Below are 23,662 nucleotides of genomic sequence, written 5' to 3'. Positions count from 1 at the left end.
GTAAATAGAATAATGAAAGCTTTAATAATAGTAGACATGCAGTATGATTTCTTGCCAGGAGGCTCTCTAGAAGTGGCGAAGGGTGATGAAATCATTCCGATCATAAATAACATTCAAAAAGATTACGATTTAGTGGTTGCTACACAGGACTGGCATCCAAAAGAACATATGAGCTTTTCCAGCCAACATGTGGGAAAGTTACCCTTTGAAGTCATTGATCTTGATGGATTAAGTCAGGTACTTTGGCCAGACCACTGTGTTCAAGAAAGCTACGGATCTGAATTATCTGAAGATCTAGACACTACCCAGATTGAGGCTATTTTTAGAAAAGGAATGGATCCTAGGATTGATAGCTACAGTGGATTTTATGACAACGGAAAAAGGAAAGACACTGGTTTAGCCGGTTATCTAAGAGCCCGAAAAATAGATGAAGTACATGTTTGCGGATTGGCAGCAGATTATTGTGTTTTCTATACCGCAATGGATGCTATTTCAGAAGGGTTCAAAACCAGTATCATTTCCAAAGCTACTAAAGCTATTGATAAAGGTGATTTCATGGAAAAGAAAAACACCTTTATTCAAGCAGGTGGATTTTTGATATAATTATTTCCCCCAGCGCCATTCGCCAGAAATAATCAATGGCTCCTTTAGTCCTTTTGATTCAAGGAATTTTACAATTTCCTCGTCTGAAAAGCGCTGTGCAGGAATCTCATTGGCATCGGTCAACCCATAAAGGTAAGCAGCTCCGACTTTAATAGTTTGTTCCATTCCTTTTTTATCCACCAATTTAAAGACATCATTGTCGGAGTGGTAGTATTGTCCAGCATTGTTCGGCAACTTACCGCCGGTACCGGAACCACTTGGAATCCCCTGCATCATAAAAGGCTGGTGATCACTGTGTAAACCTGCACCTGAACTATTTTGATTTTTAAAATCCGTGTCAACTTCTGCATACACAGCCCCTATTGAGTCTAAAAGCGTTTTCATTTCATCTCTGCTTGTTGTAAATCCCGTTGGTGCATTGACCATATCAAAATTCAACATATATCTTACCTGACCAAGGGTTCCATTTTCAATGGCTTCATTCACATATGCTTTAGAACCCAACAACCCTTGCTCTTCACCCATAAACAAAACAAAATCTACACTTCTCTTTGGTTGCAAGTTCAACTTCTTGAAAACCCTTGCTATATCCATTACAGCATAAGAACCCAAGCCATTATCAATTGCTCCAGTGGCCAAGTCCCAACTATCCAAATGCCCTCCGATTACGATTTTCTCTTCTGGGTATTCCGTACCTTTAATAGAAACAATAACGTTTCTGGCAGTGGTTAACTCAGATTTATTGCGCATTTTAATAGCTGCAGAAACCTTTTCTTTCTCCAAGGTTTCTTTCCATTTCATGCCATCCTCATATCCGATACAGATTGCTGGAATATCAATTAATTTCCCCGTAATAGACGCCGTTCCGGTCAAAAGCACATTTCCCTTGACACTATTGATAAAAATAATTCCCTTGGCGCCATTTTTATTCGCTAAGGCTGTCTTTTCAGAGCGATGCAAATTCTTTAGGTTCTCCCCTGAATTAGGTAAGATATGAAGATATACCAAGGCGATCTTCCCCTTGACCTGTTCTCCAGCTTTTTCATAATCAGCCTCAAGACCATTACCCAAATCAATAAGATCAGCTGTTAAATCAACCTTTACAGGTGAATGTGCCAAAGAAACGGAGGGTACATTTTTGTTATTTAAGGTGAGTTCAAGAGATTCACGCGCCCAGCTTTCGGTAGTAAATGGCTGGTAACTGACTGCATAACCATAGGATTCAAGAAGATTATAAGCATATTCTTCCGCTTTTTTACCATTCTCTGATCCCGTCAGCCGATGTCCTAGATTCTCTGTAGAATATTTCAGGCGATCGTAGGCTTCGGAATTCGTATTGATATCCTCGTAAATCCTTTGAAAGGTTGTTTTCAAGCCTTCTTGTGCAACTGCAAACTGAAAACTTAATAAAAGGCAGATTAGGTAAATTCTTTTCATAATAAATGAATTTACGAAATCATTTTTAAACGTCCTTTATTTATCGAATTTCCATTGTACGTAATTGATGTTTTTATCTTCCGCTAAATATTTTTTCTCATAATATGTTTTGATTGACAAAACATCATCTACCAAATCAGAGTGATAAAGGTCTGTTGTTTCCTTTATCTTAGGTAATGATTGTAATTCAATTTGTTCGATGGTGTACGCAAAAAAACCGTCATTGTCGGTTTTTAAATGCAAAATACCTTCAGGGACAAGAATATGCTTGTATCTTTCCAAAAAGACAGGATTCGTCAGTCGTTTTTTCTCACGGCTATCTTGAGGTTGAGGATCAGGGAATGTAATCCATATTTCAGAAACTTCACCTTTTTCAAAATGGTCTAAAATAGTCTCAATCTGTATTCTTAGAAAACCGACATTATCAATCCCTTCCTCTATTGCTGTTTTGGCGCCGCGCCAAATTCTATTCCCTTTATAGTCAATACCAATAAAATTCTTGTCAGGGAATAATTTGGCCAAGTTCACGGTATATTCTCCTTTTCCACATGCCAATTCCAGAATAATAGGTTGTTCATTCTTAAAGAATTCCTTAGCCCATTTTCCTTTAAATTCCTTGCCTGCATCTAGCTGAACAACATTTTTGAATGTAGCAACTTCTGCGAATTTTCTTAGTTTATCCTTACCCATAGCTGATAATTAAGTCGCAAAATTAACCTTATATTTGTATAAATAATATATTCAGGTGGAAAAACAAGCGAAAATTTACGTTGCAGGACATAGAGGGATGGTCGGATCGGCTATTTATCGTAGATTAAAAGAGTTAGGATATGAAAATATCATTACCAGAACATCCAAAGAACTAGACCTTCGTGATCAACAAGCTGTAAAGGAGTTTTTTGAAAATGAAAAACCGGAATATGTTTTTTTAGCTGCAGCCAAGGTCGGCGGAATTATGGCGAACAATATCTACAGGGCTGATTTTTTATATGAGAATTTAGCTATTCAAAATAATGTTATCCACTTTTCTCACGAAAATGATGTTAAGAAACTAATGTTCTTAGGATCCAGCTGCATCTATCCAAAAATGGCTCCTCAGCCATTGAAAGAGGATTATTTATTGACAGGAACTCTTGAACCTACCAATGAGCCTTATGCTATTGCTAAGATTGCAGGGATAAAAATGGTAGAATCTTATCGGCTTCAATATCAGGACAACTATATTTCGGTTATGCCAACAAACCTTTATGGCATAAATGACAATTACCATCCCGAAAATTCACATGTGCTGCCAGCTTTGATCCGAAAATTCCATGAAGCAAAAGTGAATAACAGCCCTACTGTTAGTATTTGGGGTTCTGGGACGCCACTCCGAGAATTTATGTATGCTGACGACCTCGCCGATGCCTGTGTCTTTTTAATGGAAAATTATGATGACCTTCAGTTTGTAAATATTGGTGTAGGTGAGGATGTCAGTATTCGAGATTTGGCACAACTCATTAAAGAGGTCGTGGGATTTGAGGGTCAATTGGAATTCGACAGTAGTAAACCTGATGGTACTCCCCGGAAATTGATGGATGTCAGTAAACTAAATAGATTAGGCTGGAAAGCCAAAACAGATTTAAAAGACGGCATCAGATTAGCATATCAAGATTTCCTGCAAAACTACAATGAAAAAGCTTAATTAGGAGTTTATCCTAATAAGCTTCACTGTCCTTTGGAATACCGTAAGCATTATCTTGTACACTTTCTTCTGCGGTAATCATCGGTGGATGGTTGGGTGGAATAGTTGGAGTTTCAACAACAACATCAACAATTTCACCTTTTTTCTTTTCCTTCTTTTTAGGTTTAATAAAAGAGGTAATCTTATCGATTATAGAAGACACTTTACTTTGGTTAACCTGGCTAGCAACAGTTTCCGATCCTAATAGAACAAGGCCTTTTTTCAACCAACCAGCATTTTTCAACAATGTTCTGTTTAAAACCAATGGCAATCCCAATTGCAATGTTTTAGTCAACCAATCAGCTTTATTATTTTTATTCGTCACTTGACCGATACCTGATATCAAGCCTTTTACAGTTGATACTCCAGGTACGCGATTTAATACCATATTCGCAATTCGAACTGGCTTTTCAATTTTATTTTTCAGCAAATCATACTGATTCAATAAAAATGCCTCTTGCTCTTTTTTCTGTACTTTCAATCGAGCAATTTCTGCAGTCAATTCGTCAAAATTCGTAACCTTTGTCCTCATAATCAGATTAAACTCGTTCTTTTTCTACCTTTACTTCTTCTACAACTTCATTTTCTACTTCCTCAACTGCCTCTCGAACCTTTTCTTTGATTTCCTCTTCATCCAATTCGTCATCATCGTCAGCATCCCATTTTGACATGATACGTTTGATGGTAACATTCATGAACTTTTCTTCCAATTTAGGCTCAAATACTCTTATCAAAAGCAATATGACAAAGAATATACCTCCTGTAGCTAAAAATCCAAGTGAATAACTTCCCAAAAGTTCTCCTAAGTAAAAACCCAGAGCCAAGGAAATAAAAAACACAATCAGCAAACTCAACAACACCTTACTGCCATCAACAATCAGTGATCCGACGATCCGTGAAGACCTTGACAAGGCTTTTAGCTTTGCCAGTTCGATTTGTGTCTCTAGGTATTCTTTTGATTTATCGAATACTTCAGAAAATGAAAATTTTTGTTCTTCCATGCACGTAATTCCATATCATAGATTCCAAGACTATCCATGTGATAGTCCTGGAATTATTTAAAACTCATTAATAATCTAAGGCTTGGTATCCTTAAGCGTGCTCTTCGATTTCTTCATCGATAGCATCCTCAGCTCTTCCAAGCTTCGATTTTACCGCAGCAACTAACTTATCTTTAAAATCACTTAGCTGATCAAACTGCTCCTCTGCACGTTCCTTAATCGCGTCACCAAGATCAGTCAATGATTCATTCAATTTCTCTCTTGTTTCACTACCTTTCTCAGGAGCGAAAATAATTCCTAAAACTGCACCTGCGGCCAATCCAGCCAACAGCGCTGTTACAATCTTACCGTTATCATTCATTTTATACTGCAATTTATGTGTTAAACTAATTTCTGCATTTACTTACTTAATAACAAAAAATAGACCGAATCGTTTTATGAAATAAAAATAAACTATTCTTCGTCGCCTATTAACCACAATCAGATATTGTAATACAGTAAAATGTAAGAATTTAACATCAATTTTACACTATTATTTTATTGTCAAATAAATTTATACCGTAATAAAACAATAATTGTCTTATTATTTATACAGATTGCAACTTCCAAAGACCATTGTCATTGCTTAATCAATTACAGAGTTCATGATCACATTTGGCAAAATGGCAGTTTGTTATAATTTCGTTTTTATATTAAATAATAATAAACTGTATTACTAACCGTTTTTTAATTGTTATAACGCGAAAATAAATGACATCTATCAAATACTATCTCTTTATTACCATTACAGTCATACTTTTCAACAAATCCTTTGCTCAAACAAACAATTCAGACTTATTTTCTGTGAATAATGTTAGTGGAAGCACCACTATCTTTGATCTAAAAAATTCCAAATGGTACTATACCGATGAAAAGGATGCCCATATAGGAACTTTACCAGCCTCAACTTTCAAAATCGTCAATTCCTTAATTGCCTTAGAAACTAAAGCTATTTCTACCGCAAATGATACGCTGATGTGGGATGGGAAAGAAAAATCTCATTTAGGGACCGTTATCCCTGCATGGAACCAAGACACCGATTTAAAAGGTGCATTCAAAAATTCGACAATCTGGTTTTATGAAGTTCTCTCCCAGAAGATTGGTAAGAAAAAATATAAAAAAACATTGAAGAAATTGAAGTATGGAAAAGGAGATATTAGTCAAGCAAAAGATGATTTTTGGAACTATGGAGATTTTGAGGTCACTCCAAAAAATCAAGTAGAATTCTTAATCCAGTTATCTCAAAATCAACTCCCATTCTCACCAGAAAATATGGACCTTGTAAAGGAAATGATGGTTTTAGAAAAAAAGGACAATACTATCCTAAGAGGCAAAACAGGTTGGACATTAAAAGACTGCCTTAACATCGGTTGGTTTATTGGATACTTATCAACGAATGACAACCAATATTTCTTCGCAACGAGAGTTATAGATTCTACAGAAACAAAAAATCCCTATTTTGCAAAATCAAGGGTTGAAATCACAAATAAGGTCCTAAATGATTATATCCAAAAAACTTCAGGAAAATAATTCATCATTGAATTCAAAACATCCGGAACATACATTAATCCGTCTTGGGAAAGAGAATTGACCTTTAATCATGAGCAGGACAATAACTCCCTTAGGCAAGAATGCACTTAACAAATCGGCAATAAGTTACAATTTTACTTGTAGAGGTGACACGTTGTGGATTTTCGGAAATGCTTTTTCGGACATATATTATAGCATCTTTGCTTCTTTACGACAGTGATCTCTTGAGGATTAGGAGTATTAGCTTAATGCCCTTCCCATTTGTATCCCAAACAGACTGTCAACAGAGAAGTTTCCCAATCCTCTCCCGTAAAATATCCGACGCAGTAAACTTGCTTGGAATTTCCTCTCGACCCCATTCCTCCATGGCAGCGGCAAGCCTAAAGAATACCCAACCGATAGGGTGCTCGTGCATAACTATCCTGCTAAGGAAACTAAATCCGAGGCACCTTTCCTTGAGTTTTATCCTAAATCTATAAGTTCTTCAGTATTTTGGGCAATACTGCAATTTGAGAGAATGCTAAACCTTTTATATGCCCGCATTAATCCAATAAGCAGGCATTGCGCATCGGCTGATTCTACTATCAAATTGCAGATTTAAATCGCCTTGGATAAAAAAAGAAGACATCGTACAGGTGTCTCTAACAAAAGATCTAGAATGGTTCTTTATGTCGGGATTTTTGACCTTACCATTAGGTCAGGCCTATCCCAATTAATGATCATTTGCATGGAATGGAACTATTTAGACAGGACCCCTTTTGCAAAGGATTGGTAAAACGTCTCAAAGTGTGCCTTCGGTTTATGGGTTCTGATATTAGCCCGGATTCCGGACATTTTTTCAAAACAGTTCAATGAAAAATTTTCGATAGGAATAATGTATCTCTTTTTTTTGCAAAAAAATTCGACATTTTCATCGACAATACTGAACATCGCACTCATTCCGATCTGCCAAGAAGCTACTTTACAATCTGCAACACGGCCACTTAGCCCCCCATCGAATACTGTATGTATTTTTGCGTTCGGAAAAACGGTCTTAAGCCCCGTAAACTGACCTTTGGTTGGCAACAATCCCAATGAAGCAAATGCACACGGACAATGTGGGATAATCCAATTGGTGTAAAAATGACAAAAGCAGATTATATCACGAGCCGAATGACCGATAAAAAGGTCGGTAACGGACAAAGGCAAGCTGTTCGCCGCCAACCATATACCTTGTGTAACCGGATCACGAACACTATTTTCACTCCAACGTTCATTCTCTACAACCTGATTTTTTAGGGTATATGGAAATAGAATATTACCTTCGACTATATTCAAATAGGGGGCAAAAAACTTCCGTACTTGGGTCTTCAATCGGAGAAATACCATTACCTCGCCCCGTTACGACCGTAGCCTCTGCTTTCTTGTTTATCCCGAAGATCTAGTACGAAGTCTTCAACGGTTTTCTCATTGCCTCTGTCTTTCTGTTTTTTATCCGCCATCATCATATCGGCCAATGCGCGGTTATACCCCTCGCTGTAACCCTCGCTCTGCGGTTCAAGCCTACCTTTTAGGTTATTGATACCTCTGAACACCAAGTAAGATATACCGCCGTCCAAAAGCACCGATAACATAAGCCGTTTTCTGTCTGAACGGATACCCTTATTGTCCGTTGCCGAATGCTGGATTTTTGTCCCGTCTTTGAGCTCCACGACTTCTCCGTTACGGAAAGCCTCCTTTTGCTCTTCCGAAAGTTCTTCGCCGTTTACTCTGATCGGGGCCTGCACTTCGTCGGGTTCATACGCTATAAATTCCCTCGTCAAGTCGTCATATTCAATGATGACTTTCTTTTTTTTGTTGCCGTCAATCTCCTGCTCCTTGCTGACTACGTGCTGTTCTCCTGCGATCAGGGCTTTTTCCTCGTCATCGCTCAATAATGGATGCCATTGCGGTTCTCGGTAAATGGGATGTATGTTTAGCTGGACATCGCCGAGTTCATTCCGGCTAAGGGATAACTTGGCGTCGAGTTGACGGATGGCAAGCCCGTCGATGTTCAGACCTGCCATGCTCAACATATCGGTTCTTCTCCCTGCAAGCAGGGCATCGATATTCTCCGGACCGATACTGAACCCTCCGTCTTTGTAAAGCCCCAATTTTTCAAGTTCGATTAGGGGCATTTCATTTTCGTTGATGGGATATTTCATGATGTAATTATTTGTTAAGTTTTAGATTTTATCTTCTGATACCATAGGCGGCAACAGCCTCCTTTTCGGCATGTACCGGGCGGTGTAGGTCTTCACTTATTTTGATAGCATCGGGATACTGTTTGGCATGGAGCAGTGAACCGTATAGCCGATCAGTTTTCGATAGCGGGAAAATATTTCCGGTAGTCAGGTCTTCCACACGCATACGGCCACGTTTCAGATGACCTTGCACTTTGTAGACGGTATTGTTATAGGCGATTTCATCACCTATGGACAGGCTGCTTTCTTTTGTCCTTTGTGATCTTGCTTCGGCCTGTACCTCGGCCTGAACATTAGCGGCTGCTTTGATCTCCCTTTTTTGCTCAAAAGCCAAAAGGTAATTAAGGATTTTTTCCGCATCGGCAGCGGCCGCGTGTATTTCAAAAGGTGTGTCACGCAATATCTGTATCCAACTGTCCACGTAGGCCACGTGTTGGCCGGGATCGTGGCCAATATTGAGTTCCTGACCGATAAGCATCGAAGCGATTTCAGCACGGAGTTCCTCGCGAGCATAGCCCTCTGTCCCAAAGCTGCCAATCATACTTCTGTCCAGACGGTCTTTGTGTCCCGTCCAATGGCCGAGCTCATGGAGCAGGGTGGCATAATACTTATCCGATGCGTCGAATTGTTCGCGCATAGGCATGGTGATACTGTCGAGTGCCGGACTGTAATAGGCTCGGTCTCCCGATCTGTAGGTTATGTCCGCTCCCGAAGCCTGAATGATATTTTCTGCCCGTTGGATAGAGTCCCATTGGAATTGCTTTACGTCGGGTTTTACCAAAGGTTCGATGCCATCGATCTGCTGCGCATTGAAAACCCATGCGCTGGTAATGATTGCCCGGTTCAGACCTACTTTGGCTTTTACAGGCTTGCCCTTTTCATCCAAAATCGGCTTGCCCTGCTCGTCTCTTTTGGTAACAAGTTCATGGGTCTTGACAAATTGGATCATGGATGCTTTTTCTCCCTTTCGTACTTTCCAACCGTTTGTCGAAGCCTGATTGAACGTCATCCAACGCGGGTCTTCACGGTCTGACGATAACAGCGACAGGCTGTTGATACCTTTGTAACGGTTGCCCGTAATTGCATTATAGGGCAGTTCAAATGCTGGACTGTTGCTGTTCCACGGCTTTTGCCACGGCGCTGTACCCTGTTCAAGTTTCTTGATGATGTTCTCCGCAACTATTTCATGCAGGGATTTTGAATTTTTGCTACTCATCTTCGTCCACCTCCGGGGATTCGTCGTCTGGGCATTCGTCGGCGTATTCTACGCCATAAATGGCCGCTTCCGCTGGTGTTAGTCCAATGTCTTCACCACTGGCCAGGACACTTAGTTTTTGTTGCAGTGTTCTTAAATGATAGTCCATATTATTCGATGTTTAAGGATTGATCTGATTGTTCTTTTAACCTGCGCAGGAATTTCAAGGGGTCAAGGAATTTACCATTGAATTTCACCGAAAAATGCAGGTGTTCTCCCGTTGCCCTGCCCGTGCTTCCAGTGATGGCGATAGGCTGTCCAGTTATAACTGTATCACGCGTTGCAACGAGTATATGGGAAAGGTGTCCGTAAATGGTTTCTACTTCGCCGTGTGCTATGCGTATGTACTTGCCGAGCAACTTATGCTTTCCGGTTTCTTTAACCCGGCCGTCAAGTACATTGAAAACGGGATCGGAACGGGCGGCAAAGTCAACACCGTTATGGTGTGAAGCCTTACCACTGATCGGGTGGATACGGTATCCGAATGGCGAGGTAATCTTTAATTTCTCCAACGGTGGACTGTAGTCGATAGCCTGTCCACAAAGCATAAACGGAACGAACATCAACCACCCCAAAAAAAGGCTTGGGACGACAAGTCTGTTCCGCAGATATGCGGAACGTTCGGGTTTCTTCATGATGTTTTGGATTTTGGTTTAACGGCTTATACTCCCTTTAAAAAGTCGGGTGACTATTTTCTTTTGTTGTACTCCGTTATTTCACTTGGTGTGGGGAATTGCATGTTGTCCTGAACGGGAATAAACTGTTCGACAATTTCTTCAACCTCCCTGTTGATACGGAAAAAATTGTCCAGTAGGATTTCTTCTTTCCGACCACCGAAGTCGTAATAGGTAGGTAGTTCCCGATAACTTGCTTCTTCCTTTTTGATGGCTTCCATGTCCAGATTGACGCGGCAATTGACCGCCGTGGTCTCGTATTTGCCCGTATAAGTTTCCATCGTATCACGGGCAACGATGCCGACAATTTCACCCGCTTTTAATGATGCTATCTTTCCGGCGGGTATCAGCGGTTCAAGTTTTTCATTCAGGGATAGCGAGGTTTTCGTACGGTCGATGCTTAGGCTTTCACCCGTTTGCTTGACCTTGCCAAACAGACGTTCCAGCCACTCCAAAGTTTCTTTGCTCCTGACCGCACCGGACAGTACATTCCCCATGATGGACGTGATGGTTTCGGCCGTTTCCTTGCCGTATTGTTGACGTAACATAGGCAACTCCTGAAGCCCCAAAACCACCCCAGAAAAATTGGATCTGCTCTGTGCCACCAATAGGTCAACACGGTGAATATAGAGGCTTGGAGCCTCATCCACCACTAAACCGATGGGTAAATTGCCTTTCGTATTGATAAGTTTCGTAACCCGATTAAGTACTACCGACAGGCAGGCGGAGTTGATGCTCTGCGTGCTGGGATCATTGGCAAGCACCAAAACACCGGGGTGTTTGGGATTGCTGACCTGTAGTTCGAAATCATCGCCAGCGAACACCCAAAATGTTTCTTTGGTGGCCATCCGGCTGATAAAGATTTTGAGCGTTCCGACCTGCCCCTCCAATTGGTCAAATGCCTTTGCCTTGTAGGCGGACATGAACGGCGATAAAAGGGAACTAAGCTCTCCGTTGCTGAACAATACCGTAAAAATCTGTTCATAGGACAGGTTAAGAAAGGCAAGCACATGGGGCAGGCTGGAATAACGGCCGTCCTCGTACCTGCTGAAAAAGAAGATACAGGCGGCAAGGAAATTGACGGCGGACTGCGTGAAAAACTGGTCGCTCCCGCCGGATTTGTCGCCCTTTTTCAAGGCTTCAACAAGTGCTTCGGCTGTTTCCGAAGCATCGGCAAGCGTACCCAGATACTCCCGCTTCATCGGGTTTACCCGTCTGCTCTTTGCCGGGTCGTTGAGATTGATAACATGGAATTTGTAATCCTTGCACCGATTGTCCTGTTTGGCAAGCAGATAGTGATAATAGGCTACCTTGCCGAGATCGGGGTATTTCAGATCGTACAGGCACATCGTGAACGAATTGGCCAGCATTTGGCGGATGATCGGCATGATGACCCCAAACGATTTTCCACTTCCCGGAACTCCGCAAAGAATCAGGCCCCTAAAAATGTTTTCGATGGATAGAAAACCTTTGCGAACTTTCCCTTTGTAATAGAACAATGTCGGGATGTTGATCGAATACGGGCTTACGACGGGCTGGGTCGGCTGCATAAAGGATTCTTCTTCGACGTTCCAGCGATCCTTTCCCAGATTGGTGCTTATGATCTTGGACACGTTATCCATTGCAACGTGTACCAAAACGGCTCCCGCAAACGAACTCGTGACATAGGCAAGGTCAAACCAATTTACTTGCCCCCATATCGGAGCCGCTACACGTCCTTGCAACCACAATCCCGAAAACAGAATGAGCATCCCCAATGCCAAAGGGTAACCGATCTGTGTCTTGGGATTGAGGTCTTTTTTCTTTCGGCTCAATGTTCCAACGGAGACCAGACAGATCAGTACGAACGTAAAGAGTTTGCTGTTTATCAGTTCGGCATAGAACGGCACCCTCGAAAGCCTTTCCGCAAATAGGAACAACCCGCTATCGGTTGTTCCTGTCAAGACGAACCTATCTACATAGAAAAAAAGAAAGGCTTCGAGGACAACGGATAGGTAGATGCCAAATTGCAGGGAACGGTAAAGCCCCAGCTGTTCTTTGGTTTCTTCCATAAATATTTTTTTTATCGGTTGGAAGGAGGGCTTCGCCGTTCCTCCATAATAAATTGGGTTATTTATCAGTACTAAGCCTTCAATCTGGTTAGCAGAAGGCTTCCATAAAGTCAGCTTTGAAAGGTTAGATAAAGCCGGTTTAAAAAGTGTCGGCTTTCAGAATATCTCCGTACTTTATTTTTAGGTTGACAGTACGGCCTGAAATCTGTTTTTCGGTAAGACTTACCTTAAGTACCTTACTGCCGGGAAAGGTGGCCTTTTTCAGTACGAACACATTGCGGTGTCTTTTCTCAAACTCCTTTAAAGTTTGGTATTGCCAAAGGGGGTTGATTTCCACGGTCTGCACGTTCGTTGCTTTGGTGATCTTCTTGTCCTCGATGAAAAAACGGAGTTCGTCCACATTGTAGGAAACATTTGATGTGTTTGTAAATGAAATATCCAGGAAGATGTAATCACCCAATGTGCTGATACCATTAAGTACAATACCCACACCGTTTTCCTGTGTGCTTCTTACAGGATGATGAACACCTTTTGTAAGCAGACCGAATGCGAGGTTTTTCATCTGGCTACGGCTCAATCCGATTTCCGAAATTTCCAAAGGGCGGGTGTGTTCCGGTTTGATTTCCAGCATGGCCGGAATGCTCTTATCATCAATCAATAATGGCGCCGTCAAGCGGTATTGCGCGAAGTAATTATCGCCTACAATGGTAACCGCTCCAAGTTCGTAATCGAGGCGTTCTGTCAGCATGGTGTCCTCATTTAATTTGATTCGCAACACGTTGTCAAGTGGCAGGTCACCTGATACATGGTGCGAAGCAATATCAACATACTGTATAGGTTCTGGCGAAAGGATATGCAGCGTATGTCCTTGGTGCAAAGGAAGTTCGGGAAGTGCTCCTAACCGGGTTTCCGTAGCTTGTTGACTATGGGCGGAATATCCGATACAGCACAAAAGGAAAAGGATTAGAAAATGATGTTTTTTTTTCATGGTGAAATCTTAAATGGTTTTACTATTTATAATTTTGTTGGTTTTGGTGGAGAGCTTGAGGATCGATGAGGTAGACCATCGTGTTGTATTTCAGTTTCGCCCTGTTCTTCCGTATATGCTTTGATACGGCGGTCGTTGTGGATTGGAACATCCGCTGGATGGCGCTCATGACCAATTGGCTGTTGTTTTCCGCTTGTTGTTGCAGGTTAACTCCCTGCGTGGTGTTACCGCCGAGCTCCCGGCTAAACTCCCTGAATGCCGAAGCGGGCACGTACAGTCCGGGTGAACCGTCATTATCATAGATTTCCAGTCGGACAGGCAATATGTTGTTGCCGTACATAATGGAAGTGATGGTGAGCAGTACCCGTTGCCCTGAAAAACCGGAAATTTTTGCAAATACGTGGGTACCTTTCTTGACCACGTGCGGGCCGACCAATAGGTCATCCATGAGCCGAATGCGCAAACGCGAATCGGCATACCCTGTCATGTTTTCATCGACAATAGCCTGAATGAAAGTATTGTCATTTTCGGGGCGGACGGTGTTGAACGTTCCCTGGCCTGTACCGTATTTGGAGACGGACAGACGGGGCTGGTTTTCGAGTTCCCTTTTTGCTTCTTCCATACGTTCACGTTCCATGCGGGCTGCCTGTTCGTCGGGATCGTTTGCCCTTGCCATGCTGTCCGCATAGGCCATCTGTTTGCGGAAAAGTTCCATCGGATCGGCCTTATCGGGCATGGCTCTCGTCGGTTCACGTTTTCGCTGTAATGAGGAAAGAGCCTGTTGTAACGCTCGATCTTGATCATTGTTTTCCGAATCTCTAGTAGTGAAAACAGGTCGCTGATTTTTGATTGCCCGTTCGATGGAATCAAGCCTGCGCTTTTCTTCCTCGTTATACATTTCATCAAAACGAAACTGTTCGGCTCTTTCTTCCTGTAGCTGGCCTATTGCTGTATAGCCATCACCATGGCGGTACTGTTCACGATAGGCGGCAAGTTTGTCCGAAAGCACACGTTTTTTCACATCTTCCGATACTTCGGCAATCTGTCCCTGCAGGGGATCGCCCTCTTGGTGTGGTACTTCATCCTTCGCAAAGCCTGTCTGGTACACGTAAAAGAACAGGCATAGAAAAGGCAGCACTATGATTGGCAGCACATAGCGCGGTTGTCTGAAATTGATTTTCATGTTTGTTGGATTATATTAGGGTGAGTTGTGGGGTTTGTTGGCTTCGGACAGTCGTTTTTCGAGTATCTGCATCCTGTCGATGGCACTTTCCATAAGAAGGCTGTCGGCACTGTTTAACTGTTCCTTTTGCATGAGTGTGTCAAGGACAGCGCGGATTTCAAGCAGTTCTTTTAAAGCTGAAACGGTGGTAACAATACCGCCCATTCCATCCATTAGGGGCTGTTGTACCGAAAGTTGTAAGGGTTCTTTCTTCGGTATTTCCTTTGGGAGAAAAAGAAAGCAACTGGCAGAAACGAGGATGCTCAACACCATTACCGAAAATACCGCACGTGGCCGGGCTTCAAGAAACCGTTGGGTACGTGTGATGCTCCCATCGATGTACTTGCCAAACTCCTTATAAAAAGCTGCCCATACCGTAGTGTCGGGTGGTCGGTTAGAAGTTATTTTTTTGAACATAGGATATATCTTTGTTTTCGAGTGTTTTCCATCGGGTTATCAGTACACCGTGACCATTGTTCTCCGTACGCATTTCAAGGTCCCGTAAATAGCCCTCGGTGACCAGCGAGCGTATTACGGTAGAGCTGCGCCGATCTATGGTCTGTTTGCCATAAAACTTAAAGTATTTCTTTACCGGATCGACATGGATGGAATCTGTCTGGATGGTGAGCACGGAGCTAGATGATAGCACGGAGTTGAAAAATCCCTTTTCCCGCAAGTTGTTGTACTGCAAAGCACCGGATTCATCGATCAGGTACATAGCTTTTTTCATCTGGTATTCGATAAACTTATCGTCAGGTGCAAGGGTAAAGAATAGTGAATGAAATGAGTTGATGTGTGTGCGGTATTCAATGGGTCTATTTACCTCGACGTCGGTTTGGTTTGCGGACATGGGTACATTATTGGCATCAAGTATGTACACGGATTTCCGTGCATTGCCGACCTGTTTGTAGGCAAAAAAAGATACCGCCACCACCATGAGCAGGGCGGCGATCAGGCTTGCCCCTGCAATAAAAGTGGCAAGCCTGATCTTGGCTTCGATATTTTTTATTATCATGAAATGAAGTGTTTAAAAGGTTTAAAACTTGGCGATCAGCTTTCTTGCCGTACGGGCTGCGTTGGAAGCACCGCGGCCCATCGTGGCGGCTGCCGAGGTGATGCCGGATGTCGATACGATCCATGTGCTGATACTCGGCACGGTGAGCATGGTCAGTCCTCCGATCAGGAATGTCACGATGACGATGCCAAAACTTAAAATCCCGTTGCCCGCAAACCAGCCCATTTTCTCCAATGTGTCGCCCGTGCTTTCAAGGAGTTGTTGATACCTTGTAATCTCGGCTTCCATTGCATACTGTTGGAACAGGCTGGCTACGTGCATGACCAGATAGGCAATGCCGGAATAGAGGTTAACGGCGATAAACCGGGCTATCCATGTACCAAAGGAATCCCTAAAGGCAGGCAGGATACTTACGGCAACACTAAACGGGCCTAAAATGATAAGGATGCTCGAATAGATGATCTGGATAATGAATATAATATAAACGCAGATGCGCAATACCCAGACGGCCAACGTTTCTAAGGTATAGGTCGCCAGTAGCTGCAACCCCACTTGCATACGGTTTTTAAGTTCAACGATTGGGTTCCATACCGAAGCAAAACCCTCCTTTACGGTTGATGTGACCGCATCCCATGCCTGTCCGTACCATGTATCCGCTTCTTTTTCGGCGATCTCGGTTTCGGCCTGTATCGTGGTCAGTTGGTCGGCAACGTCCACCATGAGTTTTGCACGTTGCAGGCGTAGGTTATTTACTTCGATCTGCCCGCTGTCAAACAGGCTTTCCGTCTTGGCGGCAACGATGTCCGTGGGATAGGCAAGTACGCGTGTGAACGTTCCCCACCAGATGATGACCATGCCAGCCCGAACGGCCGCAACAAGGGCATGATTTCCATTTTTTTGTCGCCCGCCATCATTTCGTAGGATTTGATGGCAAAGAATATGAGCATGAAAATGGCGGCAAGGGCCTGTGCATCGGTGATGAACGTATCGAAGTGCGTCCAGATCGTGTTTTTCATGCCTTTGAGAAAGTGCATGACACCCTCCTCATAGACACCGTTCCCCTGTAAAAAATTGAACGTGTCTTTAAAAGAGTCCGGCACATTTACAGGATTTCCCTGCAATAAAAAACGAGGCATTAGCCCCGTCATGTTGATAAAGTCCATAAAGTAATCTGATTTTGGTTATTGGGTTCTTTTTAGGATGTCCTCCGCAATCTGTACATCGGAACGACCGCCACCAAACTCCGGCAGATCGGGGCTGTCACTTTGCATGCGGTCACGGTTCTTTGCCAATAAAAGGAATTTGGTGGCATAGTTCTTTTTGGCCTCCCATGCGGACAGTAGTTTTCTATGGTCTCCAAGCAAACGGTGATAGGCCATGATACGGCTGCCTCGGTCAAGCGTGGTCGTTCGGGCTGCTTCCAACCGTTCTTTGAGTTCTGCACGTTCTTCGCCGTACCATTCCAATAGACCTTTATTTCTCAAATAATCCCTCACGTCCGGTGAAAGTCCGGAGAGTGGATCGGCCTCTGTTCCGTCGATAAGGTTTCCAAATTCCCTGCGGTAATACAGGAGCCATAAAGGGTCGGCATCTGTAACCAGACCGGAATAATTGAGGGCTTCGGTAACTGCCACATTTCGGATGGTATCTGCGTGTTTTTTAAAGGCTTCGTCCGTCTGTTGCATGGCCAGTACCATCCCCATGCGCAAGGTCTGCGGGCCTGTACCGCTCAACGGTCGACGGTCGGTCTTGGGGTAGTTGGGGTGCCACGCCCAGGTGAGCCAATATTGGTAGTTGAGACCGAGAAAGCCACTTGTCGGCGTAAACTTCTTGCGATCCCATTGCTTGTGAACCATGCGCTCATGTTGGTGTACGATATGTTTGTCGGTCTGTCGCTTCACGTTCTGGGCCATTGTTCCCGTGATGGAAAACAGGCACAACAGTAAGCCGGTGATAAATATTCTATTCATGTTCAGCCCTTTAGTAGATAATAGTTTCGTATGATCTCGTCCGCTTTACGTTTGTCCATGTTGATGAAATTGCGGTAAGGGTTTGCCATTTTCAGTACACCGTTGATTTTTGCCCAATACATTGATCTTTCCATACTGAATACCAATGCCCGTATAACTTTTAGTTCCAAAATGATTTTCCGCATGAGGTGATCTCTTTTTTCATAGTCCATCAATACGTTTTTTCCCTCTTGGAGAACAAAATCGGAGACTTCGGCAGCAAGGTTTATTCCCCTGTCTTTGAGCTGCCGGGCAACGTCCTCGGCAAAGAGCAGTAACCACGGTTCTCCTTTGGCGGTTTCCAGCATTTTTGTGCTGTGCGTGGCAATGTCCTGAACGAGCCTTGAAATATGGAACGCGGAGCGGCCGGACTTCAACGCCCGATCCACTTCGGTCAATGATCGGTGGATCATGTTCTGGACCAGCACGACGGAAGAAAGGTTAACATTGATGTCGTCGATCCGTCCTCGGATATTGCCCAGCATGTTGTTATGGGTCTGTTCGGAAACCAACCTTACCGCGCCGTTCTCGTTTACGATGGCGAGGTGCTTGGCATCATAGATAATGGTTACATAGCTTTGTCCAAAGGCAAGCGTCGAAAAGCATATAAACAGCACGGATATAAGTTGTTTCTTCATGGCTTAAATTCCTCCAATTGCCTTAAGATATTATCAACTATACGCTTGTCCTCATTGATGTAACCCGAAAACGGATTTAGGGAATCAAGTAGCTTTTTGCGTGTTGAATAGTACATAGTAACCGCAAGCCCCCGTGATGCTCCGGCTATTGCCCGAAGCTCCTGCAGGACGTGTCCGTACAGTATTCTTCTGTCACTTGCTTTCATCTGGTTGAGGTCGCCGATACTGATAAAAAGCCCGGTGAGGTAGCGTGCCAATTGCACGGCTTTTTCTGCCATATCCTTTTCTGCATCGATAGCGAGCAATAGAAATTCGGGATGTGCGGAAACAATGCCTATAATCCTTTTTTGTTGGTTTATGATCTCGGTAACGATAGGTGCGGATTCAAGCCCCATGCTAAGCCCTTGCAATGCCATACCGAGGGTCTGGAAACGGCTGTGCAACTGCCGATAACGGGTTTTGAGTTTCGAGGTTTCTTCTCTGTTTACTTCCTCGTTAGCCGTGGTAATGGCCTGTCGGTTCCGTGCAGTGATCTGGCGGTCGTATTCATCTTTGCTGTGTTCGACCAGTTGATGGAGCAATTCAACGTTGAGCTGTGCATTTGCTCTGGTCAAGGTGATGACCAAAAGCAGTATTAGGATAATGTATCTCATCGTTTGAGCAATCTTGAATTACGGATAATGTCATCGGCAATCTGTTTGTCGATATTGATAAAACCTGCGTATGGATTAAGGGAATTAAGGATACCGCGTTGTTTTGCCCAATACATACTTCTGTGCATCCCAAAGGCTACGCCTCGCAGGATGGTCAATTCCGTACGTATCCGGTTTAACAGTTTTGCCCTTTCCCCCGAATCCATTAGGTTGTCCTTTCCACCTTTCAGCACAAAAGCGCTGACCTCGGCGGACAGGTTGGTCGCCCGTGTCTTAAATTCCCTTGCGCCAGCTTCGGCGAACAAAAGGAGTACCGGATTTCCCCTTGCGATGTTCATTGCTTTTTCCACGTCGTTAACGATGTCAAGGGAAATATCGGCAATGTCCTTTACGGTCAGCAGGGAACGGACAACGCCGGATACTTCGCTCAATCCCTTGTAAATCTTATCCTGTAAATCGTTCACGATCAGGAGCTGGCCTGTTACCGCCATCTGTCCGCGTTGGATAAGCGTGAGGTTGTCGTTCACATTGTTGAGCTGGCTGTTCATTATTCCTGCATGGACACCCGTTGCGGCTGCCACGGCGGGGTCTATGTAAATCTGACCTCTTGCATAGAAAACAGCAAAGGACAGGATCGTTATTGCAATAAATCGTCTCATGTAAAATCGGGTTTAAAGTATTCTCTTGTTGTTTCAACAGGTGCATTATTTTGGTTTACCTTTTGCACAAAATCGCCCAATGCAAGACTGCTTTTTTCCATGTCGGACACGAACGCCGTTAAGGCGGCTGGGTAGCTGCCATGATGTTTGGCGTAAATCTCCACGGCACTTTTTTCGGGCTTTTCGGTCGTGAAAGCCAAGTGGTGGTAAATGCTGACCTCCACGCCGTAAACTTCCCCGACGTTTCCCCGACGTATATAAAACTCGTTGAAACGGGCGCGCCCCTCTTTGTTGTCGAGACGGTTGATCGTGAAAATCTTCTTCTGCTCGGCTTCGCCTATGGAAAGCAGTTCGGCGACCTTTCTAAAATCGGCTTCGTTCTGTTGCAGCAGGATGATGGTGTCCGAATTGTTTATGATGCTGTCCTTGATAATAGGGTTGCCGATGATGTCGTTGATCTCCTGTGTCACTTCGATGATTTCGCCCCAGAACTTCCGTACGGTTTTGTTCAGGTATAAAAGGAAATTCGCCATCATGGGCGACGAAATGGCCCGCCATGCTTCTTCCAATATCAGCGTTTTCCGGCGGTTCTTCCGGTGGCGCATCTTTTGTACGAACAGATCCATAATGATGAGCGTGACAATTGGCAGGAGCGTTTTATTATTCTGTATATTGTCAATTTCATAGACTATGAACCGTTCGTTGAACAGGGATTGGTCGGCATCTTCGTTCAGTATCGCTTCGTATTCACCCCCTCTGTAAAACTTCTTTAATACAAACCGAAATTCCTCCACGTCAAAAGCAATGCTTTCTTCGTTCCTTATATCGGGGATTTTCTGAACGGCAAATTCATAAAAGGAATTGAAGTCCAACCTGTCTACACGGTCTTCGATGGCCTTATCGAAATGATGGGCGTAATAGGCTGAAATGACATTGGAAATTACGTCACGCTCGACAGTGGATACCGAACCCTCGGAACTTTTCCAGAGCAGACAGATCAACGTTATCAAAAAATCCTTTTTCTCGATGTTGTATTCTTCCTCGCTGATCGCAAAGGGGTTCATCGTAATGGGCTTTTCCTCCGAATAGGTGATGTACTTGCCCCCGTAGGTACTGCAAAGACCGGAATAGGAATGTCCCACGTCCACGATCACCACGTCCATGTTGTATTGCAGGTACTGCTGACAGATCGCATTTATGGCATAACTTTTACCCGTACCACTGCTCCCCAAAACGAAGCGATTGCGATTTTTTATACGGCCTGTCCTCATAACCAAATCCGATGGGTCAATCGCCACGGGCACCCCTTGACGGTCGGTAAACCTTAACAGAAACTCCGAGGGTTCGTCCGTCGGTAGCCGTTCCTTGAAAAAGAAACAAAGCGCGGCATCAGCTGTCGTCAGGAACCAATCGTATTTTTTCAGTTCCACGCCAACACCCGGCAGGGCACAACGGAAAAGTTCCAATTGGTTGTAAGCATTGCGTGACGGGATGATCCCTTGCTGGAACAGGGCGGCTTCGATAAAATTGGCCGTCTTGTCGATCTTGTCCGTATCGGCACATACGATCATGGAATAATGTGCATTTACCAATAACTGGTTATCACGTGCTACGTCCACCAATAAACGGTCGATGTCCTCCACGCACATGAGGTTGGCCGGATCGGGTACACTCGAATGCCTTTTACGCTTTACTTCAAGTTTACCGAGCGTGATCTGTTGGCTGGGTATCTCCAATAATTGGTTATAGATAATGGTGCGGTAACCCGGAACATTGTGCAGGAAAAAAAGGTTGTCCACCGGAAAATCGCGCATACCGTTCGTTTCATTTTTGGCCGTGAACGTTCCGACCTTTTCGGGCAGGTCAACCGAATCGGTGCCCACCATGCTGATACAGCGGACGGTTCGGTCACCGATCTGCAACCCGCGGTCTCCGCAGCGGAGATTGTCCAATGTGATGTGCGGCTGTTCAAACTCTACGGCGAGCACCCTGTTTACGAAACGGTTTATTTCCGCTTCGGTAAGGTATGCTGGGTTAAGTGCGGCGCCGGAAAGCAGATCAAATACTTTGGCCATGTTCTGCCCGAAAGTGGCCAGCACTTTTTTGTCATACGTATAGAATGCCCCTTTTTTGACCAGACGGGTAACGGTCAGATAGGTTCTGATCTCGGTATATTCCCGACCTTCAAAATGTTCTTGGTATTTCTGTTCCAAGAACTCGGTTGCAGGTTTGGGGCGGTATTTCCGTTTGATGAATACGTCGTGCTTTTGGATGATATGTCCCTCGCCAAGTATCTTGATGACGTTAAGCAATACCTGTTGGAAAGCGGTATAGGCTTCGGGATCGGCACCATACTGTAAGACAGGATTGGTCAGTCGCATCACGACTGAAAAATCGCCACGCTCACCGTACAGTATGGACATTCCCTGATAATGGTCAATACCCACGTAGGGCATTTCAAAGGCTGTCTTTCTCTCTGTTCTCATAGCTGATCGATAATTTTGCGGTATGGATAAATACGCCTCGGTGGCGGGTTTTGTCATGGAGACCGTTACCCTGTTTCATGAATGTATAGGCAAGTCCTGCACCCATCAGGGCAAGGGTGGCAAAGCCGCCCAGGATCAGGTTGGTCAGTGCGCCGATAAGCCCACCGATGGCCAGGCCGCCGATAAGGGAGCCTATGCCCCAATAGATAAACTTACCCTTGAAACCGCGGTAAATAAGGGGCTTTTGCAGCCCCTTATAGATCGGATAACGCTCTTGTGTCATACGCCGAAAAACGCTTTGATGACCACCGACACGAGTACCAAGAACAGGCAGGAACCTCCCCATGACATCAGTTCCTTATTGATGTCCTGATCTCCGCTGTTCCACTTGATGTACACCCGTATTCCCCCGATCAGGCCGACGACCGCGCCGATCGCCAAAATGAGCGTCGAAATGGGGTCTACATAGCTGGTGAGCGATGATGTGGCGGCATCGATACCCACGGTACCACCTTGTGCGAATGTTGATTGGGCCGCGGAAAGGCAAAGCGCGGCCATTGCAAACAGTTTTTTAGTGTTTACTGTCATAGAGATAATGGATAAAAAGTGAATAAAAAATGATTGGATTGTCAGTTTACCCCGAAAAGGGCCTTTAGTGCGGCGCCGACGAGCGACAGGAACAGGCAGGAAAAGAACCATCCCATGACCTGCGCATCGATGTGGTGCTTGCCGGACTGCCAGTTGCTGTACACCCGCAAACCGCCGAGCAGTCCGCACACGGCACCGATGACAAAGGCAAGGTCAGAGAAGTTGTAGTACCACGTATTGACTTCCCTGCGCACTTCCCTAAATTCCGCAAGGCCGGGCTGGGCGGTTGCGTACAGGGCAAAAAAAATGGCAGTGAGGAATACTGCCACAAAGCGGATTGGTCGCATAATGGATTCAATAAGGGATGGCTTTGGTGTACTCGATAACGTCGTTCTGTACGAGCGATACGAGCTGCTTTAGGTTTATGCCTCCTGTGGATTGCAGGGGGCCGGACGAGATAACGGGTTTCCCCTCGGTTACTATAGGTTCGTTTTCTCTTTTGGATGGTTCGGGAATAACCCTTTCTGGCGGTGAATCTTCATCAAATGTCAGTTCGTTTCCTCCATCGGCCGCCCGTGGAGCACGGCGGTGGATAAAAAGGTCATACAGTACGTTTAGGGCATAGTAAATGCCATAGATGGCGATAACGCCGAGCAGGAATTGTGTCCAGTTCATAGATCAAGGGTTTTAATGTGTTCTTTGATGTACCGGGTGAGTTCGGGATGGGTTTTTAGAAATTGGTGCAGGCTGAAAGACATGATCTTTGTCATGTTAATGTCTTTGGCAACATTCAGTTTTTTGAGCAGAAAAAGGGTCTTGTCGTCCAGGCGGATTAGTAACCGTTCACGTCCGGTCAGTTCATGGTTTTG

The 23,662-nt window shown here is 44.3% G+C and carries 29 protein-coding genes; 3 read left to right on the top strand and 26 right to left on the bottom strand.

Translation table 11 applies throughout. The features are described from left to right. The first annotated feature begins 12 nt into the window (after positions 1-12). Positions 13-603, top strand: coding sequence for a bifunctional nicotinamidase/pyrazinamidase (gene pncA, locus CRT24_RS01315; RefSeq protein ID WP_099369446.1), 591 nt, complete (start codon positions 13-15; stop codon positions 601-603). On the opposite strand, the gene CRT24_RS01310 is transcribed toward pncA, so the two are convergent. Both CRT24_RS01310 and trmB read right to left on the bottom strand, forming a co-directional pair. After that, positions 604-2,040 carry a M28 family peptidase gene (locus tag CRT24_RS01310; protein ID WP_099369445.1) on the bottom strand — a complete coding sequence of 479 codons (1,437 nt, stop codon included), beginning with the start codon at positions 2,038-2,040 and terminating at the stop codon, positions 604-606. Positions 2,041-2,076: 36 nt separating this feature from the next. Next, complete coding sequence (gene trmB / locus CRT24_RS01305) at positions 2,077-2,730, bottom strand: tRNA (guanosine(46)-N7)-methyltransferase TrmB (protein ID WP_099369444.1); 654 nt, start codon at positions 2,728-2,730, stop codon at positions 2,077-2,079. Positions 2,731-2,785: 55 nt separating this feature from the next. Here trmB and CRT24_RS01300 point away from each other — a divergent pair, with 55 nt between their 5' ends. Beyond that, positions 2,786-3,724 (top strand): GDP-L-fucose synthase, encoded by a 939-nt coding sequence (locus CRT24_RS01300; RefSeq protein ID WP_099369443.1) that lies wholly within the window; start codon positions 2,786-2,788, stop codon positions 3,722-3,724. Positions 3,725-3,737: 13 nt separating this feature from the next. Here CRT24_RS01300 and CRT24_RS01295 read toward each other — a convergent pair whose 3' ends face one another. The 3 genes from CRT24_RS01295 to CRT24_RS01285 all read right to left on the bottom strand — a co-directional run bounded on the left by CRT24_RS01295 (position 3,738) and on the right by CRT24_RS01285 (position 5,125). Then, a complete protein-coding gene (locus CRT24_RS01295) occupies positions 3,738-4,295 on the bottom strand; it encodes a hypothetical protein (protein WP_180269035.1) in 558 nt (185 codons plus the stop codon). Between the two features lie 7 nt (positions 4,296-4,302). Continuing rightward, a complete protein-coding gene (locus tag CRT24_RS01290; protein ID WP_180269034.1) occupies positions 4,303-4,764 on the bottom strand; it encodes a hypothetical protein in 462 nt (153 codons plus the stop codon). A gap of 91 nt (positions 4,765-4,855) precedes the next feature. After that, positions 4,856-5,125, bottom strand: coding sequence for a YtxH domain-containing protein (locus tag CRT24_RS01285; protein WP_099369442.1), 270 nt, complete (start codon positions 5,123-5,125; stop codon positions 4,856-4,858). A 389-nt stretch (positions 5,126-5,514) separates the two neighbouring features. Here CRT24_RS01285 and CRT24_RS01280 point away from each other — a divergent pair, with 389 nt between their 5' ends. Next, positions 5,515-6,333: a penicillin-binding transpeptidase domain-containing protein gene (locus CRT24_RS01280; protein ID WP_099369441.1), complete on the top strand. Its 819-nt coding sequence runs from the start codon at positions 5,515-5,517 to the stop codon at positions 6,331-6,333. Positions 6,334-7,071: 738 nt separating this feature from the next. On the opposite strand, the gene CRT24_RS01275 is transcribed toward CRT24_RS01280, so the two are convergent. From CRT24_RS01275 to CRT24_RS01185, 21 genes are all read right to left on the bottom strand, one after another. Then, complete coding sequence (locus CRT24_RS01275; RefSeq protein WP_099369440.1) at positions 7,072-7,650, bottom strand: hypothetical protein; 579 nt, start codon at positions 7,648-7,650, stop codon at positions 7,072-7,074. A gap of 50 nt (positions 7,651-7,700) precedes the next feature. Then, a complete protein-coding gene (locus CRT24_RS01270) occupies positions 7,701-8,516 on the bottom strand; it encodes a DUF4099 domain-containing protein (protein ID WP_099369439.1) in 816 nt (271 codons plus the stop codon). A 28-nt stretch (positions 8,517-8,544) separates the two neighbouring features. Next, complete coding sequence (locus CRT24_RS01265; RefSeq protein ID WP_099369438.1) at positions 8,545-9,771, bottom strand: ArdC family protein; 1,227 nt, start codon at positions 9,769-9,771, stop codon at positions 8,545-8,547. Beyond that, complete coding sequence (locus tag CRT24_RS20755; RefSeq protein WP_180269033.1) at positions 9,764-9,919, bottom strand: hypothetical protein; 156 nt, start codon at positions 9,917-9,919, stop codon at positions 9,764-9,766. Before CRT24_RS20755 ends, CRT24_RS01265 begins: the two co-directional genes overlap by 8 nt. A 1-nt stretch (position 9,920) precedes the next feature. Beyond that, positions 9,921-10,445 carry a M23 family metallopeptidase gene (locus CRT24_RS01260; protein ID WP_099369437.1) on the bottom strand — a complete coding sequence of 175 codons (525 nt, stop codon included), beginning with the start codon at positions 10,443-10,445 and terminating at the stop codon, positions 9,921-9,923. Positions 10,446-10,498: 53 nt separating this feature from the next. Next, positions 10,499-12,535 carry a type IV secretory system conjugative DNA transfer family protein gene (locus CRT24_RS01255; protein WP_099369436.1) on the bottom strand — a complete coding sequence of 679 codons (2,037 nt, stop codon included), beginning with the start codon at positions 12,533-12,535 and terminating at the stop codon, positions 10,499-10,501. Positions 12,536-12,674: 139 nt separating this feature from the next. After that, a complete protein-coding gene (gene traN, locus CRT24_RS01250; RefSeq protein ID WP_099369435.1) occupies positions 12,675-13,523 on the bottom strand; it encodes a conjugative transposon protein TraN in 849 nt (282 codons plus the stop codon). Between the two features lie 22 nt (positions 13,524-13,545). Next, positions 13,546-14,706: a conjugative transposon protein TraM gene (traM, locus tag CRT24_RS01245; protein ID WP_099369434.1), complete on the bottom strand. Its 1,161-nt coding sequence runs from the start codon at positions 14,704-14,706 to the stop codon at positions 13,546-13,548. A 15-nt stretch (positions 14,707-14,721) separates the two neighbouring features. Then, on the bottom strand, positions 14,722-15,162 hold the full coding sequence (locus CRT24_RS01240) for a hypothetical protein (protein ID WP_099369433.1): 441 nt from the start codon (positions 15,160-15,162) through the stop codon (positions 14,722-14,724). Beyond that, positions 15,140-15,760, bottom strand: a complete 621-nt coding sequence (gene traK, locus CRT24_RS01235; RefSeq protein ID WP_099369432.1) for a conjugative transposon protein TraK — start codon at positions 15,758-15,760, stop codon at positions 15,140-15,142. Before traK ends, CRT24_RS01240 begins: the two co-directional genes overlap by 23 nt. Before the next feature lie 21 nt (positions 15,761-15,781). Continuing rightward, positions 15,782-16,615 (bottom strand): plasmid transfer protein, encoded by an 834-nt coding sequence (locus CRT24_RS01230; protein WP_257213913.1) that lies wholly within the window; start codon positions 16,613-16,615, stop codon positions 15,782-15,784. Continuing rightward, on the bottom strand, positions 16,510-16,923 hold the full coding sequence (locus CRT24_RS21135) for a hypothetical protein (protein WP_257213912.1): 414 nt from the start codon (positions 16,921-16,923) through the stop codon (positions 16,510-16,512). Before CRT24_RS21135 ends, CRT24_RS01230 begins: the two co-directional genes overlap by 106 nt. Positions 16,924-16,941: 18 nt before the next feature. After that, a complete protein-coding gene (locus CRT24_RS01225; RefSeq protein ID WP_144034476.1) occupies positions 16,942-17,730 on the bottom strand; it encodes a hypothetical protein in 789 nt (262 codons plus the stop codon). 2 nt (positions 17,731-17,732) lie between these two features. Beyond that, on the bottom strand, positions 17,733-18,407 hold the full coding sequence (locus CRT24_RS01220) for a hypothetical protein (RefSeq protein WP_099369430.1): 675 nt from the start codon (positions 18,405-18,407) through the stop codon (positions 17,733-17,735). Further along, positions 18,404-19,060, bottom strand: a complete 657-nt coding sequence (locus CRT24_RS01215; protein WP_099369429.1) for a hypothetical protein — start codon at positions 19,058-19,060, stop codon at positions 18,404-18,406. Before CRT24_RS01215 ends, CRT24_RS01220 begins: the two co-directional genes overlap by 4 nt. Further along, the gene (locus tag CRT24_RS01210) at positions 19,057-19,719 is read right to left on the bottom strand and encodes a hypothetical protein (RefSeq protein ID WP_099369428.1); all 663 of its coding nucleotides are present in this window, start codon (positions 19,717-19,719) and stop codon (positions 19,057-19,059) included. The genes CRT24_RS01215 and CRT24_RS01210 overlap by 4 nt, the downstream gene beginning before the upstream one ends. Next, on the bottom strand, positions 19,716-22,205 hold the full coding sequence (locus tag CRT24_RS01205; protein ID WP_099369427.1) for a TraG family conjugative transposon ATPase: 2,490 nt from the start codon (positions 22,203-22,205) through the stop codon (positions 19,716-19,718). The genes CRT24_RS01210 and CRT24_RS01205 overlap by 4 nt, the downstream gene beginning before the upstream one ends. Next, a complete protein-coding gene (locus CRT24_RS01200) occupies positions 22,177-22,488 on the bottom strand; it encodes a DUF4133 domain-containing protein (protein WP_099369426.1) in 312 nt (103 codons plus the stop codon). Before CRT24_RS01200 ends, CRT24_RS01205 begins: the two co-directional genes overlap by 29 nt. Then, positions 22,485-22,793: a DUF4134 domain-containing protein gene (locus CRT24_RS01195; RefSeq protein WP_028069947.1), complete on the bottom strand. Its 309-nt coding sequence runs from the start codon at positions 22,791-22,793 to the stop codon at positions 22,485-22,487. Before CRT24_RS01195 ends, CRT24_RS01200 begins: the two co-directional genes overlap by 4 nt. Positions 22,794-22,834: 41 nt before the next feature. Next, on the bottom strand, positions 22,835-23,140 hold the full coding sequence (locus tag CRT24_RS01190; RefSeq protein WP_099369425.1) for a DUF4134 domain-containing protein: 306 nt from the start codon (positions 23,138-23,140) through the stop codon (positions 22,835-22,837). Between the two features lie 7 nt (positions 23,141-23,147). Beyond that, positions 23,148-23,468, bottom strand: a complete 321-nt coding sequence (locus tag CRT24_RS01185; RefSeq protein WP_099369424.1) for a hypothetical protein — start codon at positions 23,466-23,468, stop codon at positions 23,148-23,150. Positions 23,469-23,662 lie beyond the last annotated feature (194 nt).

This window comes from Sphingobacterium sp. 1.A.5 (assembly GCF_002734235.1).
Taxonomy (GTDB): Bacteria; Bacteroidota; Bacteroidia; order Sphingobacteriales; family Sphingobacteriaceae; genus Sphingobacterium; species Sphingobacterium daejeonense.
The sequence above is the reverse complement of the archived record's forward strand: the minus strand, read 5'-3'. Positions and strand labels throughout refer to the sequence as shown.

Excerpts from the sequence above, each read along its gene's own strand:
- CRT24_RS01255 (WP_099369436.1), bottom strand. The coding sequence starts at position 12,535 with ATGGAAGAAACCAAAGAACAGCTGGGGCTTTACCGTTCCCTGCAATTT.
- CRT24_RS01220 (WP_099369430.1), bottom strand. The coding sequence starts at position 18,407 with ATGAAGAAACAACTTATATCCGTGCTGTTTATATGCTTTTCGACGCTT.
- traM (WP_099369434.1), bottom strand. The coding sequence starts at position 14,706 with ATGAAAATCAATTTCAGACAACCGCGCTATGTGCTGCCAATCATAGTG.
- CRT24_RS01225 (WP_144034476.1), bottom strand. The coding sequence starts at position 17,730 with ATGAATAGAATATTTATCACCGGCTTACTGTTGTGCCTGTTTTCCATC.
- CRT24_RS01290 (WP_180269034.1), bottom strand. The coding sequence starts at position 4,764 with ATGGAAGAACAAAAATTTTCATTTTCTGAAGTATTCGATAAATCAAAA.
- CRT24_RS01240 (WP_099369433.1), bottom strand. The coding sequence starts at position 15,162 with ATGTTCAAAAAAATAACTTCTAACCGACCACCCGACACTACGGTATGG.
- CRT24_RS21135 (WP_257213912.1), bottom strand. The coding sequence starts at position 16,923 with ATGGACTTTATCAACATGACGGGGCTAATGCCTCGTTTTTTATTGCAG.
- CRT24_RS01200 (WP_099369426.1), bottom strand. The coding sequence starts at position 22,488 with ATGACACAAGAGCGTTATCCGATCTATAAGGGGCTGCAAAAGCCCCTT.
- CRT24_RS01185 (WP_099369424.1), bottom strand. The coding sequence starts at position 23,468 with ATGAACTGGACACAATTCCTGCTCGGCGTTATCGCCATCTATGGCATT.
- CRT24_RS01295 (WP_180269035.1), bottom strand. The coding sequence starts at position 4,295 with ATGAGGACAAAGGTTACGAATTTTGACGAATTGACTGCAGAAATTGCT.
- CRT24_RS01260 (WP_099369437.1), bottom strand. The coding sequence starts at position 10,445 with ATGAAGAAACCCGAACGTTCCGCATATCTGCGGAACAGACTTGTCGTC.
- CRT24_RS20755 (WP_180269033.1), bottom strand. The coding sequence starts at position 9,919 with ATGGACTATCATTTAAGAACACTGCAACAAAAACTAAGTGTCCTGGCC.
- CRT24_RS01215 (WP_099369429.1), bottom strand. The coding sequence starts at position 19,060 with ATGAGATACATTATCCTAATACTGCTTTTGGTCATCACCTTGACCAGA.
- pncA (WP_099369446.1), top strand. The coding sequence starts at position 13 with ATGAAAGCTTTAATAATAGTAGACATGCAGTATGATTTCTTGCCAGGA.
- CRT24_RS01270 (WP_099369439.1), bottom strand. The coding sequence starts at position 8,516 with ATGAAATATCCCATCAACGAAAATGAAATGCCCCTAATCGAACTTGAA.
- CRT24_RS01205 (WP_099369427.1), bottom strand. The coding sequence starts at position 22,205 with ATGAGAACAGAGAGAAAGACAGCCTTTGAAATGCCCTACGTGGGTATT.
- CRT24_RS01190 (WP_099369425.1), bottom strand. The coding sequence starts at position 23,140 with ATGCGACCAATCCGCTTTGTGGCAGTATTCCTCACTGCCATTTTTTTT.
- CRT24_RS01230 (WP_257213913.1), bottom strand. The coding sequence starts at position 16,615 with ATGGTCATCATCTGGTGGGGAACGTTCACACGCGTACTTGCCTATCCC.
- CRT24_RS01285 (WP_099369442.1), bottom strand. The coding sequence starts at position 5,125 with ATGAATGATAACGGTAAGATTGTAACAGCGCTGTTGGCTGGATTGGCC.
- CRT24_RS01310 (WP_099369445.1), bottom strand. The coding sequence starts at position 2,040 with ATGAAAAGAATTTACCTAATCTGCCTTTTATTAAGTTTTCAGTTTGCA.
- traK (WP_099369432.1), bottom strand. The coding sequence starts at position 15,760 with ATGATAATAAAAAATATCGAAGCCAAGATCAGGCTTGCCACTTTTATT.
- traN (WP_099369435.1), bottom strand. The coding sequence starts at position 13,523 with ATGAAAAAAAAACATCATTTTCTAATCCTTTTCCTTTTGTGCTGTATC.
- CRT24_RS01210 (WP_099369428.1), bottom strand. The coding sequence starts at position 19,719 with ATGAGACGATTTATTGCAATAACGATCCTGTCCTTTGCTGTTTTCTAT.
- CRT24_RS01280 (WP_099369441.1), top strand. The coding sequence starts at position 5,515 with ATGACATCTATCAAATACTATCTCTTTATTACCATTACAGTCATACTT.
- CRT24_RS01195 (WP_028069947.1), bottom strand. The coding sequence starts at position 22,793 with ATGACAGTAAACACTAAAAAACTGTTTGCAATGGCCGCGCTTTGCCTT.
- trmB (WP_099369444.1), bottom strand. The coding sequence starts at position 2,730 with ATGGGTAAGGATAAACTAAGAAAATTCGCAGAAGTTGCTACATTCAAA.
- CRT24_RS01265 (WP_099369438.1), bottom strand. The coding sequence starts at position 9,771 with ATGAGTAGCAAAAATTCAAAATCCCTGCATGAAATAGTTGCGGAGAAC.